At 72.4% G+C, this 20,401-nt stretch carries 18 protein-coding genes and 1 riboswitch; of the genes, 9 read left to right on the top strand and 9 right to left on the bottom strand.

Annotated features, from left to right (window positions below; translation table 11 throughout):
* The first annotated feature begins 132 nt into the window (after nucleotides 1–132).
* Together ACZ6ZN_RS27445 and ACZ6ZN_RS27440 are read left to right on the top strand one after the other, a co-directional pair.
* Entirely contained in the window at nucleotides 133–1,386 is a 1,254-nt protein-coding gene (locus tag ACZ6ZN_RS27445; protein ID WP_398110904.1) for an ABC transporter substrate-binding protein, read from the top strand.
* Nucleotides 1,387–1,441: 55 nt separating this feature from the next.
* Nucleotides 1,442–1,690 carry a DUF3263 domain-containing protein gene (locus ACZ6ZN_RS27440; protein WP_398110905.1) on the top strand — a complete coding sequence of 83 codons (249 nt, stop codon included), beginning with the start codon at nucleotides 1,442–1,444 and terminating at the stop codon, nucleotides 1,688–1,690.
* A 107-nt stretch (nucleotides 1,691–1,797) separates the two neighbouring features.
* On the opposite strand, the gene otsB is transcribed toward ACZ6ZN_RS27440, so the two are convergent.
* From otsB to ACZ6ZN_RS27425, 3 genes are all read right to left on the bottom strand, one after another.
* Nucleotides 1,798–2,637 carry a trehalose-phosphatase gene (otsB, locus tag ACZ6ZN_RS27435; RefSeq protein ID WP_469650344.1) on the bottom strand — a complete coding sequence of 280 codons (840 nt, stop codon included), beginning with the start codon at nucleotides 2,635–2,637 and terminating at the stop codon, nucleotides 1,798–1,800.
* Between the two features lie 7 nt (nucleotides 2,638–2,644).
* On the bottom strand, nucleotides 2,645–4,033 hold the full coding sequence (locus ACZ6ZN_RS27430) for an alpha,alpha-trehalose-phosphate synthase (UDP-forming) (protein WP_469650342.1): 1,389 nt from the start codon (nucleotides 4,031–4,033) through the stop codon (nucleotides 2,645–2,647).
* 74 nt (nucleotides 4,034–4,107) lie between these two features.
* Entirely contained in the window at nucleotides 4,108–5,052 is a 945-nt protein-coding gene (locus ACZ6ZN_RS27425; RefSeq protein WP_469650340.1) for a glucosyl-3-phosphoglycerate synthase, read from the bottom strand.
* A gap of 152 nt (nucleotides 5,053–5,204) precedes the next feature.
* Nucleotides 5,205–5,360: riboswitch (SAM riboswitch) on the top strand.
* Between the two features lie 18 nt (nucleotides 5,361–5,378).
* Between ACZ6ZN_RS27425 and thrC the strand changes: the two genes are divergently transcribed.
* From thrC to ACZ6ZN_RS27395, 6 genes are all read left to right on the top strand, one after another.
* The gene (thrC, locus tag ACZ6ZN_RS27420) at nucleotides 5,379–6,665 is read left to right on the top strand and encodes a threonine synthase (RefSeq protein ID WP_469650338.1); all 1,287 of its coding nucleotides are present in this window, start codon (nucleotides 5,379–5,381) and stop codon (nucleotides 6,663–6,665) included.
* Between the two features lie 108 nt (nucleotides 6,666–6,773).
* On the top strand, nucleotides 6,774–7,049 hold the full coding sequence (locus tag ACZ6ZN_RS27415; protein ID WP_003991133.1) for a MoaD/ThiS family protein: 276 nt from the start codon (nucleotides 6,774–6,776) through the stop codon (nucleotides 7,047–7,049).
* A 447-nt stretch (nucleotides 7,050–7,496) separates the two neighbouring features.
* Nucleotides 7,497–7,700 carry a cold-shock protein gene (locus tag ACZ6ZN_RS27410; protein WP_010035953.1) on the top strand — a complete coding sequence of 68 codons (204 nt, stop codon included), beginning with the start codon at nucleotides 7,497–7,499 and terminating at the stop codon, nucleotides 7,698–7,700.
* Between the two features lie 335 nt (nucleotides 7,701–8,035).
* Nucleotides 8,036–9,658 carry a chaperonin GroEL gene (gene groL, locus ACZ6ZN_RS27405; RefSeq protein WP_037759437.1) on the top strand — a complete coding sequence of 541 codons (1,623 nt, stop codon included), beginning with the start codon at nucleotides 8,036–8,038 and terminating at the stop codon, nucleotides 9,656–9,658.
* Between the two features lie 194 nt (nucleotides 9,659–9,852).
* Nucleotides 9,853–10,974, top strand: a complete 1,122-nt coding sequence (locus ACZ6ZN_RS27400) for an NADH:flavin oxidoreductase (RefSeq protein ID WP_469650336.1) — start codon at nucleotides 9,853–9,855, stop codon at nucleotides 10,972–10,974.
* A gap of 92 nt (nucleotides 10,975–11,066) precedes the next feature.
* Nucleotides 11,067–12,617, top strand: coding sequence for a carboxylesterase/lipase family protein (locus tag ACZ6ZN_RS27395; RefSeq protein ID WP_469650333.1), 1,551 nt, complete (start codon nucleotides 11,067–11,069; stop codon nucleotides 12,615–12,617).
* Here the strand turns inward: ACZ6ZN_RS27395 and ACZ6ZN_RS27390 are convergent.
* The 6 genes from ACZ6ZN_RS27390 to ACZ6ZN_RS27365 all read right to left on the bottom strand — a co-directional run bounded on the left by ACZ6ZN_RS27390 (nucleotide 12,611) and on the right by ACZ6ZN_RS27365 (nucleotide 18,143).
* The gene (locus ACZ6ZN_RS27390) at nucleotides 12,611–13,879 is read right to left on the bottom strand and encodes an ABC transporter permease (RefSeq protein WP_469650330.1); all 1,269 of its coding nucleotides are present in this window, start codon (nucleotides 13,877–13,879) and stop codon (nucleotides 12,611–12,613) included. The genes ACZ6ZN_RS27395 and ACZ6ZN_RS27390 overlap by 7 nt on opposite strands.
* On the bottom strand, nucleotides 13,876–14,589 hold the full coding sequence (locus ACZ6ZN_RS27385) for an ABC transporter ATP-binding protein (RefSeq protein ID WP_469650328.1): 714 nt from the start codon (nucleotides 14,587–14,589) through the stop codon (nucleotides 13,876–13,878). The genes ACZ6ZN_RS27390 and ACZ6ZN_RS27385 overlap by 4 nt, the downstream gene beginning before the upstream one ends.
* Nucleotides 14,586–15,929, bottom strand: coding sequence for an efflux RND transporter periplasmic adaptor subunit (locus ACZ6ZN_RS27380; RefSeq protein WP_469650326.1), 1,344 nt, complete (start codon nucleotides 15,927–15,929; stop codon nucleotides 14,586–14,588). Before ACZ6ZN_RS27380 ends, ACZ6ZN_RS27385 begins: the two co-directional genes overlap by 4 nt.
* Nucleotides 15,930–15,957: 28 nt before the next feature.
* Complete coding sequence (locus ACZ6ZN_RS27375) at nucleotides 15,958–16,908, bottom strand: hypothetical protein (RefSeq protein WP_469650324.1); 951 nt, start codon at nucleotides 16,906–16,908, stop codon at nucleotides 15,958–15,960.
* Nucleotides 16,909–16,996: 88 nt separating this feature from the next.
* A complete protein-coding gene (locus ACZ6ZN_RS27370) occupies nucleotides 16,997–17,452 on the bottom strand; it encodes a hypothetical protein (RefSeq protein ID WP_451876778.1) in 456 nt (151 codons plus the stop codon).
* 121 nt (nucleotides 17,453–17,573) lie between these two features.
* Nucleotides 17,574–18,143: a hypothetical protein gene (locus ACZ6ZN_RS27365; protein WP_398110913.1), complete on the bottom strand. Its 570-nt coding sequence runs from the start codon at nucleotides 18,141–18,143 to the stop codon at nucleotides 17,574–17,576.
* Between the two features lie 189 nt (nucleotides 18,144–18,332).
* Here ACZ6ZN_RS27365 and ACZ6ZN_RS27360 point away from each other — a divergent pair, with 189 nt between their 5' ends.
* The gene (locus ACZ6ZN_RS27360) at nucleotides 18,333–20,381 is read left to right on the top strand and encodes a hypothetical protein (RefSeq protein WP_469650323.1); all 2,049 of its coding nucleotides are present in this window, start codon (nucleotides 18,333–18,335) and stop codon (nucleotides 20,379–20,381) included.
* The last annotated feature ends 20 nt before the right edge of the window (nucleotides 20,382–20,401 follow it).

The following is a 20,401-nucleotide window of genomic DNA, read 5'->3' as shown; positions in this document are numbered from 1 at the left end:
GGGGACAGTGTGACCCGGGGACCCGCAAGAGGTCTAGTCCACTCACGTGGTGTAGACCTTGTTCCGGATATCGAAAAGTTTCGAACGGCGGTGACGCCAGGGGTGGGGAAGACAGCGGTGCAGCGGCGGCGGATGGCAGGAACGGTCGCGGTGGTGTCCGCACTGGGCATGACGGCGGTTCTCGGGGGCTGCGGGGATACGGGCGACTCGGCCGACGTCACGCTGAAGCTGGTCGCCGCCGACTACGGCGACAGCGCCGCCAACAGCTCGGAGAAGTACTGGGAGAAGCTGGCCGCGGAGTACGAGGCCGACCACCCCGGCGTGAACGTGGACGTCAGCGTCTACTCCTGGAACGACGTCGACCGCAAGGTCAAGGAGATGGTCGCGGCCGGTGACCCGCCGGACCTGGCGCAGATCGGCGCGTACGCCGACTACGCGGCGCGCGGCCGGCTCTACAAGGCCGACGAACTGCTCTCCATCCCCGTACAGGCCGACTTCCTCGGGCAGTTGGCCACCGCCGGGCAGGTGAACGGCGTCCAGTACGGCATGCCGTTCGCCTCCTCCACGCGGGTCCTCTTCTACAACAAGTCCCTCTTCGCCAAGGCCGGCATCACCCCGCCCGAGACCTGGGACGAGCTGGCCGAGGACGCGGAGAAGCTCAAGGCGAAGGGCGTGAAGTACCCCTACGCCCTGCCCCTCGGGCCGGAGGAGGCGCAGGCCGAGACGATGCAGTGGATGCTCGGCGGCGGGGGCGGCTACACCGACACCTCCGGCAGCTACGCCATCGACTCCCCGGACAACATCGGCACGTTCACCTGGCTGAAGGACGAACTGGTCGGCAAGGGCCTGACCGGGCCGGTCGCGCCGGGGAAGCTCAACCGGGCCGCCGCGTTCTCCGCGTTCGCCGACGGGGAGGTCGGCATGCTGACGGGCCATCCCTCGCTGATGGGGATGGCGGAGAAGAAGGGCGTCGACTACGGGATGGTGCCGCTGCCGGGCAAGGACGGCAGGAGCCGCTCCACCCTCGGTGTCGCCGACTGGATGATGGCCTTCCGCAAGAACGGCCACCGCGACGAGGCCGGGGACTTCCTCGACTTCGTCTACAGCGAGAAGAACGTGCTGGCCTTCTCCCGCGAGTACGACCTGCTGCCGGTGACGAACTCGGCGTCCGCGACCATGGCCGCCGCCGACCGGGACAAGCACCTCGGGCCGTTCCTGGAGGAGCTGCCCGCCTCCGAGATCTACCCGGTGGGCAAGACCTCCTGGGCCGAGGTCAGCGCGCAGGTCAAGCAGCAGATCGGCAAGGCCGTGGCCCCCGGGGGCAGCGTCTCGGGCGTCCTCGGCCACCTCCAGGCGTCGGCGAGCCGGGCGGAGAGCGCGGAGTAGCGCGGAGGCGTGCGCGGGAGCGCGGCTGTCGGTGGCAGGGGTTACGGTGCCGGGCATGGACGAGGAGAGCGGCGGCGGGACGGGGCTCGGGCGCAGGGAGCGGGACATCCTGGCGCTGGAGGGGCGTGGCTTTCCCGGCCCGGGCGCGAAGGAGCGGGCCATACGTGAGGAGCTGGGTCTCGCGCCGGTCCGCTACTACCAGCTCCTGAACGCCCTGCTGGACGACCCTCGGGCTCTCGCCCATGCGCCGGTGACGGTCAATCGGTTGCGGCGGGTGCGGGAGCGGCGGCGGGCGGAGCGGTGACGTCGGTCGTGGGTCCCCGGCCCTCCGGGGGACCCCGGGTTGTCCGTCGTCTGCGGCTGCGTCGTGGTTGTTCGCGCAGTTCCCCGCGCCCCTGGAGGGGTGGTTTCTCAGGGGATGTGGTCTGCCAGGGCTTGGAGTAGGTGGACGATGCCCTCGGGGCCGGGGACCACTACGTCTGCGCGGGCGCGCAGTTCGGTCACCTCGTCGCTGCCGCTGCACACCAGCAGGCCCGGGGTGCCCTCCGCGCGGAGGGTGTCCACGGCGGTGTAGGCGGGCAGGTCGCCCAGGTCGTCGCCGGCGTACAGGACGCAGCCCGCGCCGATCTCGCGGGCGAAGCCGGTCAGGGCGACCCCCTTGTCCATGCCGGGCGGGCGCAGCTCCAGGACCATGCGGCCGGGCTCGACGATCAGGCCGTGGCGGGCCGCCAGCGCGGTGAGCGGCTCGCGCAGGGCCTCGAGGGTGCCCTGCGGATCGGCCGCCCGCCGGGTGTGCACGGCCACGGCCCGGCCCTTGTCCTCCACGTGGGTCCCGGTACCCCCCAGCAGCCCGGGCAGCTCGGCGCGCACGGCGTCGACCCCGGGGTGCGCCGGCGGGGCGGTGACCTCACCCGTCCGGGCGTCCCAGCGCTCGGCGCCGTAGTGCCCGAGGACGACCAGGTGCTCCAGGCCGGGCGCGTCCGCGAAGGCGCCGTTGCGGACGGCGACCTCGGCCGGCCGGCCCGTGATCACCGCGACGGCGGCCACCTTCGGCGCGAGCGCCGCGAGCGCGGACAGGGCCTCCGGGTGGGCCCGGGCCCGCTCGGGGTCGGCCACGATCGGCGCGAGCGTCCCGTCGAAGTCGAGGCCGATCAGGGCCTTGCCCGGACCGGCGAGCAGGGCGTCCAGGCCCTCCTCACCGGCCTCGGTGACGGGGGCGGGCAGCGGCTGGGACGCGGGCGTGGTGCTCATCGGCCGCTCAGCCCCTCAGCGCGTCGAGCTGCTCGACGAACCAGCGCGCGGGCGGCAGTGCCGTGGCCGCCGCCGCCAGGCGCTTGCTGCGCTCGGTCCGCTCCTCCGGGCGCATCGACAGGGCCTCGTGCAGGGCCTCGGCCGTGCCGGTGACGTCGTACGGGTTGACGGTGATCGCGTCCTCGCCCAGTTCCTCGTGCGCCCCCGCCTCCCGGGACAGCACCAGCGCGCAGCCCGCGTCCGAGACGACCGGGACCTCCTTGGCCACCAGATTCATCCCGTCGCGGATGGGGTTGACCAGGGCCACGTCGGCCAGCCGGTACGCGGCCAGGGAGCGGGCGAAGTCGTCCTTGACGTGCAGCACGACCGGCGTCCAGCCCGGCGTGGCGAACTCGGCGTTGATCTCGTCGGCCAGGCGCTGCACCTCGGCCGTGTAGTCCCGGTACACCGCGAGGTCCTGCCGGGAGGGGTAGGCGAAGGCCACGTGCACCACGCGCTCGCGCCACTCGCCGTGGGCCTGGAGCAGCCGCCGGTAGGCCAGCAGGCCGCGCACGATGTTCTTCGACAGCTCGGTGCGGTCGACCCGGACGATGGTGCGGCGGCCCTCGCCGATCTCCTGCCGCAGCGCGGTGATCCGCTCCTCGACGTCCGGCTCGTGGGCCCGCTCGCGCAGGAAGTCCGCGTCGGCGCCGAGGCCGTGCACGCCGATCCGCGTGCCGCCGAGCCCGCCCGCGAACCGCTCGGCGCAGTCGGTGAACGCGTCCGCCCAGCGCTGGGTGAGGAAGCCGAGCCGGTCCGCGCCGAGCATGCCGCGCAGCACCTGCCCGGCCACGTCGTCCGGCAGCATCCGGAAGTACTCGGGCGGCGCCCACGGCGTGTGCGAGAAGTGGCCGATCCTGAGGTCCGGGCGCAGCTCGCGCAGCATGCCCGGCACCAGCGTCAGGTGGTAGTCCTGCACCACGACCGCCGCGCCCTGCGCCGCCTCCTCGGCCAGCGCCTCGGCGAACGCCCGGTTGTACGTCTCGTAGGACGCCCACTGGCGGCGGAACTCCGCGTCGAAGACCGGCTCCAGGGGGGTCTGGTAGAGCATGTGGTGGACGAACCACAGCACCGAGTTGGCGATGCCGTTGTAGGCGTCGGCGTGCACGTCGGCCGGGATGTCCAGCATCCGCACGCCGTCCTCGCCGACCCCGCGCCGCACGGCCTCCCGGTCGCCGTCGGACAGCGCCGAGCAGACCCACAGGGCGTCCGCGTCGGAGCCGATCGCCGACAGCCCCGAGACCAGACCGCCGCCGCCCCGTCTGGCGTTCAGCGAACCGTCGTCACCGACCGTGTAGGAGACCGGGCCGCGGTTGGAGGCCACCAATACCCGTGCAGAACCGTACGTCGAACCCATAGGCCTCAACCTAGCCCGGCCTGTAAACGCTCAAACGTACGGACCTGCCGCGCCCGGCCGAAAAACATCCCGGGTCAGGCGGCCCGCCGCGCCTGGTACTCGGCGATCTCCACCATCGGCGGGCGTTCCTCGGTGTCCACGGAGTACGTGCGCGGTTCGAAGCCGTCCCCGGTCCGCTCGAACTGGGTCAGGGACGGCCGGATCAGATGCCCCCGGGCCAGCCGCAGCTGGGCCGTGCGGTAGATCTCGGCGGCCATCCGCCCGAGTGCCTGCCCGTCCTGGTGCCGGTGCTTGCGCACGCCGACGTCGACCTGGGCGAGCGCGTCGAGGCCGGCCAGGTGCAGCGCGTCTACCAGCACGCCCAGCTCCACGCCGTACCCGACGGGGAAGGGCAGCTGCTCCAGCAGGGAGCGGCGGGCCGCGTACTCGCCGCCCAGCGGCTGCACGAACCCGGCGAGCCGCGGCCAGTGCATGTTGAGCAGCGGGCGCGCCATCAGCTCGGTGACCCGGCCGCCCTGCCCGGCGGCCGCGCCGAGGGGACGGTCGTACATGGCCTTGACCAGCTCGACCTCCGGGTCGGTCAGCAGCGGGCCCACGATGCCGGAGACGAAGTCGGACGAGAACTCCCGCAGGTCCGCGTCGACGAAGCAGACGATGTCGCCACGGGTGACGAGCAGCGAGCGCCACAGCACCTCGCCCTTGCCGGGCAGGGCGGGCAGGCGGGGCAGGATCGCGTCCCGGTGCACCACCGTCGCGCCCGCGGCGGCGGCCACCTCGGACGTGCGGTCGGCCGACCCCGAGTCGAGCACCACCAGCTCGTCGACGAGCGGCACCTGCAGCATCAGGTCGTGGCGGATCGCGGCGGCTATGTCGCCGACGGTCTCCTCCTCGTTCAGGGCGGGCAGCACCACGCTCACCGTGCGGCCCGTGCGCTGCTTGGCCGCCAGGACGCTGTGGAGCGGACGGTCGTGCACGGACCAGGAACGGGCGCTCAGCCAGCGATCGACTTCTTCCAGCACCGTGCTGCTCCTTGCGTTCTCTCGGCGGGACGAATGTGACGCGTCTCGCGGTTCGGACGACTATCTCAACTGTCCTGGTCGTCGGTTACAGTCTTGAACAACGCGGATGACCCTCGCATGTCCGGGGTCGCCCGCCGCCTACAACCACATACAGCTCATCCAGAGGGGCAGAGGGAAACGGCCCGATGAAGCCCCGGCAACCCTCCAGTCGGTACTCGTAGGTCACTGCTGACCACTCGGCGAGGCTCCCGGCTAGGGAAGGTGCCAAATCCGTCTCACGGCGAGATGCGTCGTGAGGAAGATGAGGAGAAAGGGCCTCGCCTCACATGGCTGTGCAGACTGTTGCAAGCACCACCGACTCCACCGTGGACCTCGGTCCCGCCGCGGCCCTCAGCTGCCGCGAGTGCGGTCACCGCGTCCCCCTCGGCCCGGTCTTCGCCTGCGAGGAGTGTTTCGGCCCGCTGGAGATCGCCTACGACTTCTCGGCCTACGACACCGAAGAGCTCCGCAAGCGCATCGAAGCGGGACCCGCGAACATCTGGCGCTACGCCCCGCTGCTGCCGGTCCCGGCCGACGTGGCGGACAAGCCGAACATCAACCCCGGCTGGACCAAGCTCGTCCAGGCCGACAACCTCGCGCGCGAGCTGGGCGTCGACGCCGGCAAGCTGTTCGTGAAGGACGACTCGGGCAACCCGACGCACTCCTTCAAGGACCGCGTCGTCGCCCAGGCCCTGGAGGCCGCCCGCGCCTTCGGCTTCACCACGCTCTCCTGCTCCTCCACCGGCAACCTCGCCGGTGCGGTGGGCGCCGCCGCGGCCCGCGCCGGCTTCCGCTCGTGCGTGTTCATCCCGCACGACCTGGAGCAGGGCAAGGTCGTCATGGCCGCGGTCTACGGCGGCGAGCTCGTCGGCATCGAGGGCAACTACGACGACGTGAACCGCTTCTGCTCGGAGCTGATCGGCGACCCGGCCGGCGAGGGCTGGGGCTTCGTCAACGTCAACCTGCGCCCCTACTACGCGGAGGGCTCCAAGACCCTCGCCTACGAGATCTGCGAACAGCTCGGCTGGCGGCTGCCGGACCAGCTGGTCGTGCCGATCGCCTCCGGCTCGCAGCTGACGAAGATCGACAAGGGGCTGCAGGAGCTGATCAAGCTCGGCCTCGTCGAGGACAAGCCGTACAAGATCTTCGGCGCGCAGGCGCTCGGGTGCTCGCCGGTGTCGACGGCGTTCAAGGCCGGGCACGACGTGGTGCGTCCGCAGAAGCCGGACACGATCGCCAAGTCCCTGGCGATCGGCAACCCGGCGGACGGGCCGTACGTGCTGGACATCGCGCGGCGCACCGGTGGCGCGGTGGAGGACGTGACGGACGAGCAGGTCGTCGACGCGATCAAGGTCCTCGCCAGGACCGAGGGGATCTTCGCGGAGACCGCCGGCGGGGTGACCGTGGGTGTGACGCGGAAGTTGATCGAGAACGGTGTTCTCGACCCGACGAAGACCACCGTGGTGCTCAACACCGGGGACGGTCTGAAGACGCTGGACGCGGTGGCCGGGACCGGGCTGACCGCGACCATCCGGCCCAGCCTGGACTCGTTCCGTGAGGCCGGGCTGGTCTGATCGAGTCGGCTGCGGGCCGTGGGGGCTGATCGCGCCCGCGCGGCGGAGCCGCAGATCGACACAGCCCCGCGCCCCTAGGTATCTCGCCCAACCGGAGGTTCTGAAGTCATGAGCGTCACCGTCCGCATCCCCACCATCCTGCGCACCTACACCGGCGGGCAGGCCGAGGTCGCCGCCGAGGGCGCGAACCTCGGGGAGGTCATCGCCGACCTGGAGAAGAACCACACCGGGATCGCCGCCCGGGTGCTGGACGACCAGGGCAAGCTCCGGCGGTTCGTCAACGTGTACGTCAACGACGACGACGTGCGGTTCGAGCAGGGTCTGGAGACGGCCACGCCGGACGGTGCCGGAGTGTCGATCATCCCGGCCGTCGCCGGCGGCTGAATCCGGCCGACCGGCTTGATTGTTACCTTGAGTAATGCCGGTCACCGAGCGTGCATCGAATTGCCCTCACCGTGAGAGAAGCGGAGGGGGCAATTCTGCGTGATTGAGCGCGGTACAGTTGGGGAACGCGTTCCGGATCCACTGACCGGAACCCTGAATTCCTGCCGCGAGCCCGACAAGATGTAGCCAAAGTGTGCGCGTCTTTCGCGGCTTTTGTTCTTTTTGTGCGGCCCGACTTGCCCTGAATTCGGGCGAACTCTCCCCGCATTCCGGACCCTGTGCGTCCAGAATTCTCGTCCGATTGACCTGTTGCAGACGGCAGTTGGACAGATACATTCAGCCGCGGTCGACGCGTTCCGGCGCACGCCCCCAACCGTGGGGGGTGAGGTCTGACCCGGATCCGCGAAGTGTGGATCTGTGCAAGGGCCAGTAATAGGGGAGTTAGGCATGGCTCAGGGCACCGTCAAGTGGTTCAACGCGGAGAAGGGGTACGGCTTCATCGCGGTCGACGGTGGTGCGGATGTTTTCGTCCACTACAGCGCGATCCAGATGGACGGCTACCGCACCCTGGAAGAGGGCCAGCGGGTCGAGTTCGAGATCTCGCAGGGCCAGAAGGGGCCGCAGGCCGACATGGTTCGCGTCTCTGCCTGAACGCGCACCACGACCACAAGCTCACGCGACCGGTCTTCGCAGAAGGGCCCGCACCCTCCGGGGGTGCGGGCCCTTCCGCGTGCCCGGGGGGCGCGCGGGGGCGTGTTCGCGGGCGGCTGAGCGCCCCACCCGATCCGGGGAGGCGCTTGCACTCGCAGGGGTCGAGTGCTAATCATTGGCGTTAGCACTCTGAAGGTGAGAGTGACAACGTAAGGACCGGGTCGGTGAGGCCCGCAGGCCGAAGTGGGAAGGAACCACGAGGCCGGCGAGCCGTCCGTCGCGGGCGCGGGCGCGGTCCGGAGTCATCACCCCCAGTCCTGGAGGGACCACTTCACATGGCCAAGATCATCGCGTTCGACGAGGAGGCGCGGCGCGGCCTCGAGCGCGGCATGAACCAGCTCGCGGACGCCGTGAAGGTGACGCTCGGCCCCAAGGGCCGCAACGTCGTCCTCGAGAAGAAGTGGGGCGCGCCCACGATCACCAACGATGGTGTGTCCATCGCCAAGGAGATCGAGCTCGAGGACCCGTACGAGAAGATCGGCGCCGAGCTGGTCAAGGAAGTCGCCAAGAAGACGGACGACGTCGCCGGTGACGGTACGACCACGGCGACCGTCCTCGCCCAGGCCCTGGTGCGCGAGGGTCTGCGCAACGTGGCCGCCGGTGCCAACCCGATGGCCCTGAAGCGCGGTATCGAGAAGGCCGTCGAGGCCGTCTCCGCCGCCCTGCTCGAGCAGGCCAAGGACGTCGAGACCAAGGAGCAGATCGCCTCCACGGCCTCGATCTCCGCCGCCGACACCCAGATCGGCGAGCTCATCGCCGAGGCGATGGACAAGGTCGGCAAGGAAGGCGTCATCACCGTCGAGGAGTCCCAGACCTTCGGTCTGGAGCTGGAGCTCACCGAGGGTATGCGCTTCGACAAGGGCTACATCTCGGCGTACTTCGCCACCGACATGGAGCGTATGGAGGCCGTCCTCGACGACCCGTACATCCTGATCGCCAACTCGAAGATCTCCAACGTCAAGGACCTGCTCCCGCTCCTGGAGAAGGTCATGCAGTCGGGCAAGCCGCTGCTGATCATCGCCGAGGACGTCGAGGGCGAGGCCCTGTCGACCCTGGTCGTCAACAAGATCCGCGGCACCTTCAAGTCCGTCGCCGTCAAGGCGCCGGGCTTCGGCGACCGCCGCAAGGCGATGCTGCAGGACATCGGCATCCTCACCGGCGGCGAGGTGATCTCCGAGGAGGTCGGCCTCAAGCTGGAGAACGCCACGCTCGACCTGCTGGGCAAGGCCCGCAAGGTCGTCATCACCAAGGACGAGACCACCATCGTCGACGGTGCCGGCTCCGCCGACCAGGTCCAGGGTCGCGTGAACCAGATCCGCGCCGAGATCGAGAACAGCGACTCGGACTACGACCGCGAGAAGCTGCAGGAGCGCCTGGCGAAGCTCGCCGGCGGTGTCGCGGTCATCAAGGCCGGTGCCGCCACCGAGGTGGAGCTCAAGGAGCGCAAGCACCGCATCGAGGACGCCGTGCGCAACGCCAAGGCGGCCGTCGAGGAGGGCATCGTCGCCGGTGGTGGCGTGGCCCTGCTCCAGGCCTCCCAGGTCTTCGAGAAGCTGGAGCTCGACGGTGACGAGGCGACCGGCGCCAACGCCGTGAAGCTCGCGTTGGAGGCCCCGCTGAAGCAGATCGCCGTCAACGGTGGTCTCGAGGGCGGCGTCGTCGTGGAGAAGGTCCGCAACCTCCAGGTCGGCCACGGCCTGAACGCCGCGACCGGTGAGTACGTCGACATGATCGCCGAGGGCATCATCGACCCGGCGAAGGTGACCCGTTCCGCGCTGCAGAACGCCGCCTCCATCGCCGCGCTGTTCCTCACCACCGAGGCCGTCATCGCCGACAAGCCGGAGAAGGCCGCCGCGCCGGCCGGCGGCGGCATGCCGGGCGGTGACATGGACTTCTGATCGACCCGGTCGATCACGTTCTTTCCGAGGGCGGCACCTCCTGTTCCGGCAGGGGGTGCCGCCCTCGGGCGTGTGCGGGATCACAGGGGACGGGGGATGGCGCGCCGGGGCCACTTGGTTGAACCGTAGGCCCTATGCGCATGCACATACTGACCGGTATGCGCATCCTGTCCGGTATCCGAAGGAGCCCCCACGTGAGCGACGCCGCCTCCCGCGCAGCCGACATCCTGTCCCGGCCCGTGACCCTGAACGGCCTGACCGTCCCCAACCGGATCGCGATGGCCCCGATGACCCGCATGTTCTCCCCGGGCGGCGTGCCCGGCGAGGACGTCGTCTCCTACTACGCGCGCCGCGCCGCCGCGGGGGTCGGCCTGATCGTCACCGAGGGCACCTACGTCGGGCACGAGTCGGCCGGGCAGAGCGACAGCGTGCCGCGGTTCCACGGCGAGGAGCAGCTCGCCGGCTGGGCGAAGGTCGCCGAGGCGGTGCACGCCGCGGGCGGCACGATCGTGCCGCAGCTGTGGCACATCGGCATGGTCCGGAACCAGGGCGAGCCCCCCGTCGCCGACGCCCCCGCCGTCGGCCCCTCCGGGCTGCGCATCGGCGCCGACGAGCCCACCGGCAAGGCCATGACCCAGGCCGACATCGACGCCGTCATCGGCGCCTTCGCCGAGGCCGCCGCGGCCGCCGAGCGCATCGGCTTCGACGGCGTGGAGCTGCACGGCGCCCACGGTTACCTGCTCGACCAGTTCCTGTGGGAGGGCACCAACCGCCGCACCGACGCCTACGGCGGCGACCGGGTCGCCCGGGTCCGGTTCGCCGCGGAGATCGTCGCGGCCGTCCGCGAGGCCGTCTCCGCCGACTTCCCCGTCGTCTTCCGCTACTCCCAGTGGAAGCAGGAGGCCTACCGCGCCCGCCTCGCCGAGACGCCCGAGGAGCTGGAGTCGATCCTGACCCCGCTCGCGGCCGCCGGCGTCGACGCCTTCCACGCCTCCACGCGCCGCCACTGGGTCCCCGAGTTCGACGGCTCCGACCTCAACCTCGCCGGCTGGACCAAGAAGATCACCGGCAAGCCCGCCATCACGGTCGGCTCGGTCGGCCTCGACGGCGTCGACTTCCTCAAGTCCTTCCAGGGCCGGGGCGCGGAGGTCGGCGACCTCGACAACCTCCTCGACCGCCTCGAGCGCGACGAGTTCGACATGGTCGCCGTCGGCCGCGCACTGCTCCAGGACCCCGAGTGGGCCCGCAAGGTGCTCTCCGGCCGCTTCGACGAGCTGGCCCCCTACGACCCGTCCGCCCTGAAGACCCTCAGCTGAGCCGGCCGGGCACGGGGTGCCCGCATCCGCTCGCGACGGCCGGAGGACACTGAACGGGCGCCAGTCCGACGGCACTTCGTGAGGAGACCCAGATGACGACGTCCGAGCCCCGCTTCTCGACGGACGGCCCGCGGCCCGGACCGGTGGTGCGCACCACCGCCGGCGCGGTCCGCGGCCGCAGGGAGGAGGGGCTCGCCGTCTTCCGGGGTGTCCCCTTCGCCGCGCCCCCGGTCGGCGAGGCCCGTTTCATGGCGCCCCGGCCCGCCGTGCCCTGGGACGGCGTGCGGGAGGCCCACGCCTTCGGCCCGCCGCCCCCGCAGGACCTCGGCCTGATGGGCGGCCCCGGCCTGATCGACGTGCCCCAGGGCGACGAGTGGCTCACGGTCAACGTCTGGACGCCCGAGCCGGATCCGGCCGCCCGCCGCCCGGTCATGGTGTGGATCTACGGCGGCGCCTACAAGCTCGGCCACGGCGGCAGTCCCGGCTACGACGCCCGGCATCTCGCGGCCGAGGGCGACGTCGTGGTCGTCACCTTCAACTACCGCGTCGGCATGGAGGGTTTCGCCGCCGTCGAGGGCGCCCCCGCCAACCGGGGCCTGCTCGACCAGGTGGCGGCCCTGGAGTGGGTGCGCGACAACATCGAGGCGTTCGGCGGCGATCCGGGCCTGGTCACGCTGTTCGGCGAGTCCGCCGGTGCGGGGTCGATCGCCTCGCTGCTCGCCATGGACCGGGCCGCCGGCCTGTTCCGCCGGGCGATAGCGCAGAGCGTGCCGGGCACGTTCTTCTCCGCCGAACTCGCCGCCGACATGGGCCGCGCCCTCGCCGCCGAGCTGGGCCTGCGCCCGACCGTCGCCGATCTGTCGGCGGTGGACCCGCGGCGGCTGCCCACCGCGGGCGAGACGCTGAGCGCCAAGATGACCCAGTACGTCGACCGCTGGGGCCAGGCGGCGCCCACGGTCACGCCGTTCGCCCCGGTCGTCGACGGCGAGATCCTGCCGCAGGCGCCGTGGCGGGCCCTGGCGGCCGGAAGCGCCCGGGACGTGGGGCTGATCGTCGGCCACAACCGCGAGGAGTACCGCCTCTTCCTCGCCATGGCCGGGCACCTCGGCGGTGTCGGCGAGGAGCGGGCCGCCTCGGCCCTGCGCCTGTTCGCCCCCGGCGGCGAGCAGTCCTACCGGGACGCCTTCCCCGGTGCCGGTGCGGGCGAGCTGTACGAACGCGTCCAGACGGAGTGGCTGTTCTCCATGCCCTCCCTGCACCTGGCCGAGGCGCAGCGCGCGGGCGGCGGCACCGCGCACGTCTACGAACTGACCTGGCCCGCTCCCGGCAGCGGCGGCGCGTTCGGCGCCTGCCACGGCCTGGACATCCCGCTGCTGTTCGGCACGTACGGCGCGGACCTGGGGGCCCTGCTGTTCGCGGGCGCCGAGCCGTCCGCCGAGGCCCGGGCGCTGTCGGCGCGCTTCCGCTCGTCCTGGTCGGCGTTCGCGCGCACGGGCGACCCGGGCTGGCCGGTCTACGACGAACAGCGGCTGGTGCAGGTGCTGGACGCGGAGCCGGTGGTCGTGCCATACCCCGAGGAGACGGCCCGGCGGCTGTGGGAGGACCACGAGTTCCGGCCGCTGCCGCTGCTGCGGTCTCAGTGACGGAAGGCGTCCACCGGCTCCACGCGTGAGGCACGCAGCGCCGGATAGGCACCCGCGAGGAGACCGGTCAGCGTCCCGAGCAGAGGGGCGAGGAACGCGACGGCCGTCGGCAGCACCGGGGTCCACTGCTGGAGGAGCGCGACGGTCACGACCGCGAGCACACCCGCGGCGGCGCCGATGAGACCGCCGACGCTGCCGATGAGGGCGCTCTCGGTGAGGAACTGCGCGGTGACGTGCCGGCGGCGGGCGCCCAGCGCCCGGCGCAGGCCGATCTCGCCGGTGCGTTCCAGCACGGCGATCAGCGTGGTGTTGGCGATGCCGACGGTGCCGATCGCGAGGCTGACCCCGGACAGCAGCAGGAAGAGGCTGTCCAGGTCGGTGGTGACGTCGTCCTTCAGGGAACGGGGGTCCGGCGGCGCGGCGGCCTGGAGGGTGCCGGGCCGGTCCGGGCGCAGCGCGAGGGGGAGCTGCGCGGCCACGTCGGCGGCCGCGCCCAGCTCCGTGTCGACGATCATCCGGGCCGGCTCGTCGCGCTTGCCGGGCGGTCCCCACATGTGTTCCGCCGTGCCGCGCGGCACGATGACCGCGGCGAGGACCTCCGCCTTGCGGTCGACGTCGCCGACGATGCCGATCACGGTCAGCGGCGTCCCGCCGACGAAGACGACCGGCTGCCGGTCGAGCCGGCTGATGCCCAGCCGCCGTGCGGCGCCCGAACCGAGGACGGCGACCGGCTCCGCCCGGCGGTCCAGGCCGGCGTCGAAGAGCCGCCCGCCGTCCAGGGTGGCGCGCAGCGCGGGGAGTGTTCCCGCCGAGGCCGCGATGACGGGCAGCTGCCGCGAGGAGGCGCCGGGCAGGGGCGCGCCGGTGACGTCACCGACGCGTTCGGAGGCGAGGGCGTAGTACGTCCCCGCGCTGCGCACGCCCCTGATCCGGGCCGCCCGGGCGTCGGCGTCGGCGGGGAAGGCGGAGCCGGCCGGGGTGACGTCCTGGCCGGACAGGCCGTCCGCCGACGGGCGGACCGTCACCTCGGTCGCCGTGAGGGCGTCGAAGCGCTCCGAGATCTGCCCGGAGGCACTGGCGGTCAGGCCCAGCACGGCCACGACGGTGCCGACGCCGAGGACGACGCCGAGCATCGTGAGCATCGTGCGCACCGGACGTTGCAGGACACCGGCGAGCGCCTCGGCCAGCAGGTCCGCGCCGGACAGGGTGGACGACGGACCGGGGGCGGCCCGCCCGGAACCGGAGGTGGGGGGAAGGCTCATGGGCGGCTCGTCCTCGCGGTGCGGTCCTCGGTGAGGACGCCGTCCCTCATGCGCACGACCCGTCCGGCGCCGTCGGCGACGGAGGTGTCGTGCGTGATCACGACGATCGTGACGCCCTCCTCGTGCAGTGCCGCGATGAGGTCGAGCACGGTCCGGGCGGTGGCGGAGTCCAGGTTGCCGGTGGGCTCGTCGCACAGCAGCAGGGAGGGCTGGACGGCGAGGGCGCGGGCGATCGCCACGCGCTGCCGCTCGCCGCCGGAGAGGGTGGTGGGTTCGGAGTGCAGCCGGTGCGCCATCCCGACCCGCTCCAGCGCCTCGGCGGCGACGGCCGGCCGGCGGCGCCGGGGGAGGCCCGAGTACATCAGGCCCAGCGCGACGTTCTCGACCGCCGTGCGGTACGGCAGGAGGTGGAACGCCTGGAAGACGAACCCGATGCGGTGGGCGCGCAGCGCGGTGCGCTCGGCGTCGGACAGGCCCGTGGTGTCGATGCCGTCGAGCGCGTAGCGGCCGCGGGTGGGGCGGTCGAGCAGGCCGATGACGTTGAGCAGTGACGACTTGCCGGAGCCGGACGCGCCGACGACGGCGACGTACTCCCCGGGGCGCACCGTCAGGTCGCAGGACCGCACCGCGGCGACCGGCGGCTCGACGGGGTAGGTGAGGTCGAGGCCCTCCAGTTCGACGACGGGCGGGGCGGGCGGGGCGGGCGTCACCGTGCGGCCCCTTCCGCGGCGGCCGGCCCGTCGGCGGGTGACAGCTCGTCGTCCTCCGGGCGGGAGATCAGCACCCGTGCGCCCTCGCGCAGGGCGCCACCCCGCTCGGGCGTGACGGCGACCATGCCGCCGGCGGACATGCCGACCGTGACGGGCACGGCCCGCTGCTCACCGGAGGGAAGCATCCGTACGACGTTGGTGGTGCCGTCCGCGGCGGCGAACAGGGCCGACACCGGCACGACCAGTACCTCGCCGTCGCTGGCCGCGGCCTCGATCCGCAACTGGACGTTGGTGCCCGCGAACTCCGCGTCCAGCGCCCGGTCCGGCGTCACGGTCAGCGGATGGCTCGACGCCCCGGTGTCCTCGTCCTGCACGAGCGCGCCCACGGAGGTGACCGTGCCCTCGGCGGACCTGCCCGTGGTCTCGGACAGGATGCGGACCGGCTGTCCCTTGCGCACGAGGTCGCGCTGTCCGGGGTTGAGCCGGCCGTCGATCTGCAGCCGCCCCGAGGACAGGGTGATCAGCGGGGCCTTGACCGGAGCCCCGAGCACCGCGTGACTGGAGGCGACCCGGGCGGGGAAGGCCGGCAGGAAGACGAACTCGCTGGCGGGCAGCATCGGGCCGGACCGGGCCCGCGCCCGTGCCAGGTCGTGCCGGGCCCGTTCCAGCCGCTCCTCGGCCCGCCCGGTGGCCGTCGCCGGCGGTCCTTCCCGCCGGGTGCCGGTGCCCCGGGCGGCGGCCAGCGCGTCCTCGGCCTCGCTCACCCGGTCCTGGGCGGCGGAGACCGCCTGGTCGTCGCCGGTGGTGGGCACCTCGTAGCCGATGGCGTCGTACAGCTCCCGCAGGGCGTCCTTGGTGCCGGCGCCGAACGCGCCGCCGTACTCGCCCGGGTCGTGTCCCAGTTTCTTCAGGGCCGCCTGCAACTGGGCGACGTCCGCGCCCTCGGCGCCGGGCCGGAGGTCGCGGTAGGCGGGCTTGCCGCCCGGCAGGGCGAACAGCGGCCGGCCGGAGACCTCGAGGAGGACCCTGCCGGGGCGGACGTCCTGCCCCTGCTCGGCCTTGACGGCGGTGACGATGGCCTGGGCCTCCTTGGAGGAGGGCGTGACGTCGACGGTCCGGGAGGCGGTGACGTCGCCGCGCAGGAGGACGGTGGACGTCAGGACGCGCCGTTCGACGGGCGTCGTCAGTGTGGTGAGCCCGGGGCCCGCCGCGTCCGCCGCCACCTGCTGCGGGGAGCGGATGGCCGAGCCCGCGGCGAAACCGACGGCGATCAGGGCCGCCGCGGCGACCGTGCTGCCGGTGAGCGCCCGGCGCCTGCCGCGCAGGGTGTTCTTGGGCACGCTCCTCATTCCTCTCGGCGTGTGTGGGCTAGCGGCCCAGGAGTTCGGCGACCCGCCGCATGACGGCCTCCTTGCCCCGGTCGTACTCCGCGAGCTCCTGGCTCCGGTCGTCGGCGACGCGCTCCTGGTAGGCCCGTTCGACGGCGGCCATGGTCTCGGCGACGCGTGCCGTGCGGCCGCAGCGGACCTCGGCGACCGCCACCGCCCTCTCGTGGGCGGTGGGGGTGTCCGAGGCCTCCCACCGCGGGTCGGCCCAGGCGTCCTGGGGCTTGCCGTAGTCGAAGCCGGCCCGCTTCATGCAGGCGCTCCAGTCGGCCAGGACCTCGACCACCCGGGGGTCCTCGCCGATCCTGCCCTGGAGGTTGATGGCGAGGCCGTTGGGATAGTTCTCGTCCCACTTCGGGTCGGTGCCCTCGCGCAGGGTGCGGCGGGCCTCCTCGACGCAGCCGCCGTCCGGCACCTTCCTGCCGCCGACGGTGCCGCTGCCCTGACCGGTGAGGACCGTGCGCAGCCGCGGTGACACCCGGGGGCCGGACGGCTGCTCGGCGGCGGTGCCGGTCGTGGTCCCCTCCGCGGTGCTCCGCTCACCGTTCCCGGCAGGGGCGTGGTACCCGTGCCGGCGGGCGGCGGCCTCGTCGTAGCGGATGTACGCGTCGGCTCCGTAGCGGAAGGTGTCCGGGACGTCGAGGTCGACCGGAGGCGGCTCCCAGCTCAGTCCGAAGCGCTGCGCACACTCCGTCCGCAGCCGCTGCTCCGCCGCGAACATCAGCTGCGTCTGGCGCTGCGTCATGATGTACCGGTTCAGCGGCTGCTCCACGTTCGCGGGGTCGCTGATCCGGGTCACCCTGATCGGCGGGGGCCCGTCCTTCGGCGGACCGCCCCCGTCGGGCGCGGCGCACCCGAGCGCGGTCAGCAGCGGCAGCAGACCGCACAGCGCCCACGCGCCGGTCCTTCGTGTCGAACGCCCTGTCTCGCCCATCGGCCTGGTTCTCCCTCGTGTGCGGCTGCGTCCGGTGCGCGGTGGGCGCCGGGCCGCTGAGCGGCCTCGAACGCCCACCGCCGTCCGGTCAGTTGACGAAGTGGGAACGGGCGTTGTTGCAGATGTACCAGGGCAGGACACCCCAGTTGGTCGTGCCGGTGTGGTTGTTGCAGGTACGGACACCGAAGCCGTAGGTGATGTTGTAACCCGAGGGACGGGCACCGCCGACGGACGGGTTGTAGTAGATCGTGCGGGTCCGGTCGAGCGCGTTCACGAAGAGGGAGCCGTCGTTGTTGCCGATGGCCTGGCCGGAGCCGGTGCCGCTGCCCACGTACCGGTCGAGGTTGAGGTCCCACGCGTTACCACGGAAGTAGCTGATCGCTCCCCCGTCCTTGTTCCAGTTGCCGCTCCAGCCGTAGCACATCACTTCGTCGCTGGGGCATCCCGCGCCGTCCGTCGCACCGGCGTTGCCGGACGACGCGAGAACCGCCGCCACCGCCGCCGACGCCACGGCGAGCGCCTGCAAAGACCGCCACTTCGCCACCGTTTTCTCCTTCTGGTCCTGTCCTGGTCGTGCGGACGCTGGAGAACCTAGGGAAGGGGCGGGTGGTGCCGGTACTGACAGATGTCAGGGGCGCGCAGGGGAGGGCCGTACGGGCGGGCGGCTAGAGGTTGCCCATCGGCTCGATGTCGACGCGTACGGGGGTGCCCCACACGCGCAGCACCTCGTAGTCGGTGAACTCGTGCACCAGCCGGTACGCCATGGCCGCCCGGGGTGCGCGGCGCTGGGCCGCGATGTACAGCTCGGCCTCGCGGCGGTCGCGGCGCGGGGTGCCGCACAGCTGCCAGCTCTGGCCGTTCCACAGCTCCGGCAGCCAGCGCTGCTGGGGCTGGGGGCGGTCGCCGCGCACGCCGTAGCGGGTCTGGACCGGCTCGCTCTGCGGCTGGTGCGGGGCGGGGCCGTTGAACTCCGCCCGGCGGGCCGCCCTGCGCCGGGTCTCGCACAGCAGGCACCGGTCCGGGGCGGCCTCGTCGACCGGCCCGTTCGGGTGCTCGGGGCAGCGGGTGCTGGGCGCGGCGTTCGAGACGCTCTCCTCCAGCAGGTCCAGGGCCCGCCGCAGATCCGCCCTGACCTCGTGCAGCTTGGCGTCCGGCGTGTCGCTGGTCAGGGCCTCGCCGTGCTCACCGAGCAGACGGAGGGCACGGCCGAGTGCGGTCAGCTGGGCGTGGTTCATGCCCCCCATTGTCCTCCGCCGGCCGGCGGACCGATCGGGAGGTGACGTCGCGGTGACGTACGGATGATCGAAGGGTGTACAACCAAACGGCCCTGATCACCGTCTAACAGGCGTATCGCGCGTACACCCCGGCGTCCGCCCCACCGCACGCCGCCCGGAATGCACGTCTGCCCGAGAGAAAGCCTGTCCATGACGTTCCGTTGGCTGTGCGGTGTCCTGCGTGTGCGCGGGAAGACCGACCTTCTGCTCGTGTTCCTGTTCGCCGCCGGCTTCGCCGCACTGCCCGTCTTCGCGCTGCTGCCGTCGCTGTGGGGCTTCGCCGCGGCCTCGCTGGTGACCTACGTGGCCGACGAGGTGCTGCACACCCGTGCCCCCGCCTTCGTGCGGCGGCTGGCCGCGCTGCAGCTGACCCGCACCCTGCGGTTCGCCGTGCGGACGGTGATGCTGCTCGCCCTGGCGGAGCGCCTGGGCGCCCCCGACACCGTGCTGGTCGGCGCGCTGGCCGTGTTCAGTCTGCACTTCACCCTGGTGATCCTTTACTCGGCCGTGCACCACGCGATCCGGCGGCGCCGCGTGCTGCCCGTGGTGGTGCGCAACCTCGACATGAGCGGGGCGGGCATCCCGCAGTCCCCGCCCGCCTTCCTGTACCGGCGCTTCCTGCGCAAGCTGCTGCACCTCGACCTGCCCGCGCACGCGGGGCTGCTCGTGGCGCTGGCCGCGGGCGCGTGGCAGGCCGCCGGGACCGGGTACGCGCTGACGGCCGGACTGACGGCGGCAGCCGTGGTGGCGCTGCTCGGTCAGCTGCGCCGGGCCCGCCGGATGCCCGGCCGGGACGAGGTGATCGCCGAGGTGAACCGGCAGCTGGCCGGGTACCGCCCCGAGGTGGCCCTGTACTTCAGCTTCGCGTCCGTCTCCCGCGACTTCATGTACCAGGTCAACATGTGGATCGAGACGCTGGAGCAGCTCGACCGCCGGCCGCTGATCATCCTGCGCGAGCGGGCCTCGTTCCGCTTCCTGAGCCGGACGCGGATCCCCGTGCTGTGCGTGCCGAAGGCGGACGACGTGGCGCTGTTGGAACTGCCCGAGCTGCGGGTCGTCCTCTACCCGGGCAACGCGGGCAAGAACGTGCACATGCTGCGCGTCGCCGAGGCCAAGCACGTGTTCATCGGGCACGGCGACAGCGACAAGCTCGCCAGCAGCAACCGCGTGAGCAAGGTCTACGACGAGATCTGGGTGGCCGGCCGGGCCGGACGCGACCGCTACCAGCGGGTGCGCCACGCCATCAGCGACTCCGCGATCGTCGAGGTGGGCCGCCCGCAGTTGTCGTCGATCCGGCTGCACGCCGACCACGTGCCGGGGCCGCTGCCGACCGTGCTGTACGCGCCCACCTGGGAGGGGTGGAGCGACGACGACTGCCACACGTCCCTGATCCCGATGGGTGTGACGCTGGTCGAGAAGCTGCTCGCGGAGAACGTGCGGGTCCTCTACAAGCCGCACCCCCTCACCGGCAAGCGCTCGCCCGCTGCGGCCGAGGCGGACCGGGCCGTGCGGGAGCTGCTGAACGCCGACAACGAGCGGCGGGACGCCGAGCGGGCGCAGTCCGCGATCGCCGAGGCCCGGCCGCGCATGGACGAGATCCGCGACCGGCTCGCCGAGCTGTCCGGGCGGCTGCGCGGCGACGACGCCGAGCAGACGCGCGAGGCCCGCGTCCCGGGCCCGGACGGCGAGGCCGAGTGGCACGAGCTGCGCGCCGAGTGGCACCGCCTGTTCTGGGCGAGCCGGGGGCCCCTGCGGCACGAGGTGGTCACCGGTCAGCTGCCGACGCTGTACGCGTGCTTCGACGAGGCCGACATGCTCGTCAGCGACGTGTCGTCCGTCGTCGCGGACTTCGTGGCCAGCCTCAAGCCGTACGTCCTGACCAACGCGAACGACCTGCCCGACGCGGAGTTCCGGGCCGCCTACACCACGGCCGGGGGCGCCTACCTCCTCGACCGGGACTGCACCCGGCTGCCGGAGATCCTCCGCTCGGTCCGCGAGCCCCGGCACGACCCGATGGCCGCCGAGCGCCGCGTCCTCAAGGAGTACGTGCTGGGTCCGGACCGCCCGACGTCGATGCAGCGGTTCAACGCGGCGGTGGAGGCCCTCGCCGCCAAGGCGGAGGCGGAGCGGGACCAGCGGCAGGAGGAGGAGCGGCGCGTCGCGGTGGTGGTGTCCGGTCCGACGGTGCTGCTCACGTGAGCTCCCGGCGGTGACGGCCC

This window comes from Streptomyces sp. NPDC053665, from assembly GCF_055585285.1.
This window is presented reverse-complemented; position numbering and strand designations above follow the sequence as displayed.

Bases quoted from the DNA above. Each gene is read 5' to 3' on its own strand.
- ACZ6ZN_RS27375 (WP_469650324.1), bottom strand. From the start codon at position 16,908: ATGGGCGAGACAGGGCGTTCGACACGAAGGACCGGCGCGTGGGCGCTG.
- ACZ6ZN_RS27410 (WP_010035953.1), top strand. From the start codon at position 7,497: ATGGCTCAGGGCACCGTCAAGTGGTTCAACGCGGAGAAGGGGTACGGC.
- ACZ6ZN_RS27440 (WP_398110905.1), top strand. From the start codon at position 1,442: ATGGACGAGGAGAGCGGCGGCGGGACGGGGCTCGGGCGCAGGGAGCGG.
- ACZ6ZN_RS27360 (WP_469650323.1), top strand. From the start codon at position 18,333: ATGACGTTCCGTTGGCTGTGCGGTGTCCTGCGTGTGCGCGGGAAGACC.
- ACZ6ZN_RS27365 (WP_398110913.1), bottom strand. From the start codon at position 18,143: ATGAACCACGCCCAGCTGACCGCACTCGGCCGTGCCCTCCGTCTGCTC.
- ACZ6ZN_RS27445 (WP_398110904.1), top strand. From the start codon at position 133: ATGGCAGGAACGGTCGCGGTGGTGTCCGCACTGGGCATGACGGCGGTT.
- thrC (WP_469650338.1), top strand. From the start codon at position 5,379: ATGGCTGTGCAGACTGTTGCAAGCACCACCGACTCCACCGTGGACCTC.
- ACZ6ZN_RS27395 (WP_469650333.1), top strand. From the start codon at position 11,067: ATGACGACGTCCGAGCCCCGCTTCTCGACGGACGGCCCGCGGCCCGGA.
- ACZ6ZN_RS27390 (WP_469650330.1), bottom strand. From the start codon at position 13,879: ATGAGCCTTCCCCCCACCTCCGGTTCCGGGCGGGCCGCCCCCGGTCCG.
- ACZ6ZN_RS27415 (WP_003991133.1), top strand. From the start codon at position 6,774: ATGAGCGTCACCGTCCGCATCCCCACCATCCTGCGCACCTACACCGGC.
- ACZ6ZN_RS27430 (WP_469650342.1), bottom strand. From the start codon at position 4,033: ATGGGTTCGACGTACGGTTCTGCACGGGTATTGGTGGCCTCCAACCGC.
- otsB (WP_469650344.1), bottom strand. From the start codon at position 2,637: ATGAGCACCACGCCCGCGTCCCAGCCGCTGCCCGCCCCCGTCACCGAG.
- groL (WP_037759437.1), top strand. From the start codon at position 8,036: ATGGCCAAGATCATCGCGTTCGACGAGGAGGCGCGGCGCGGCCTCGAG.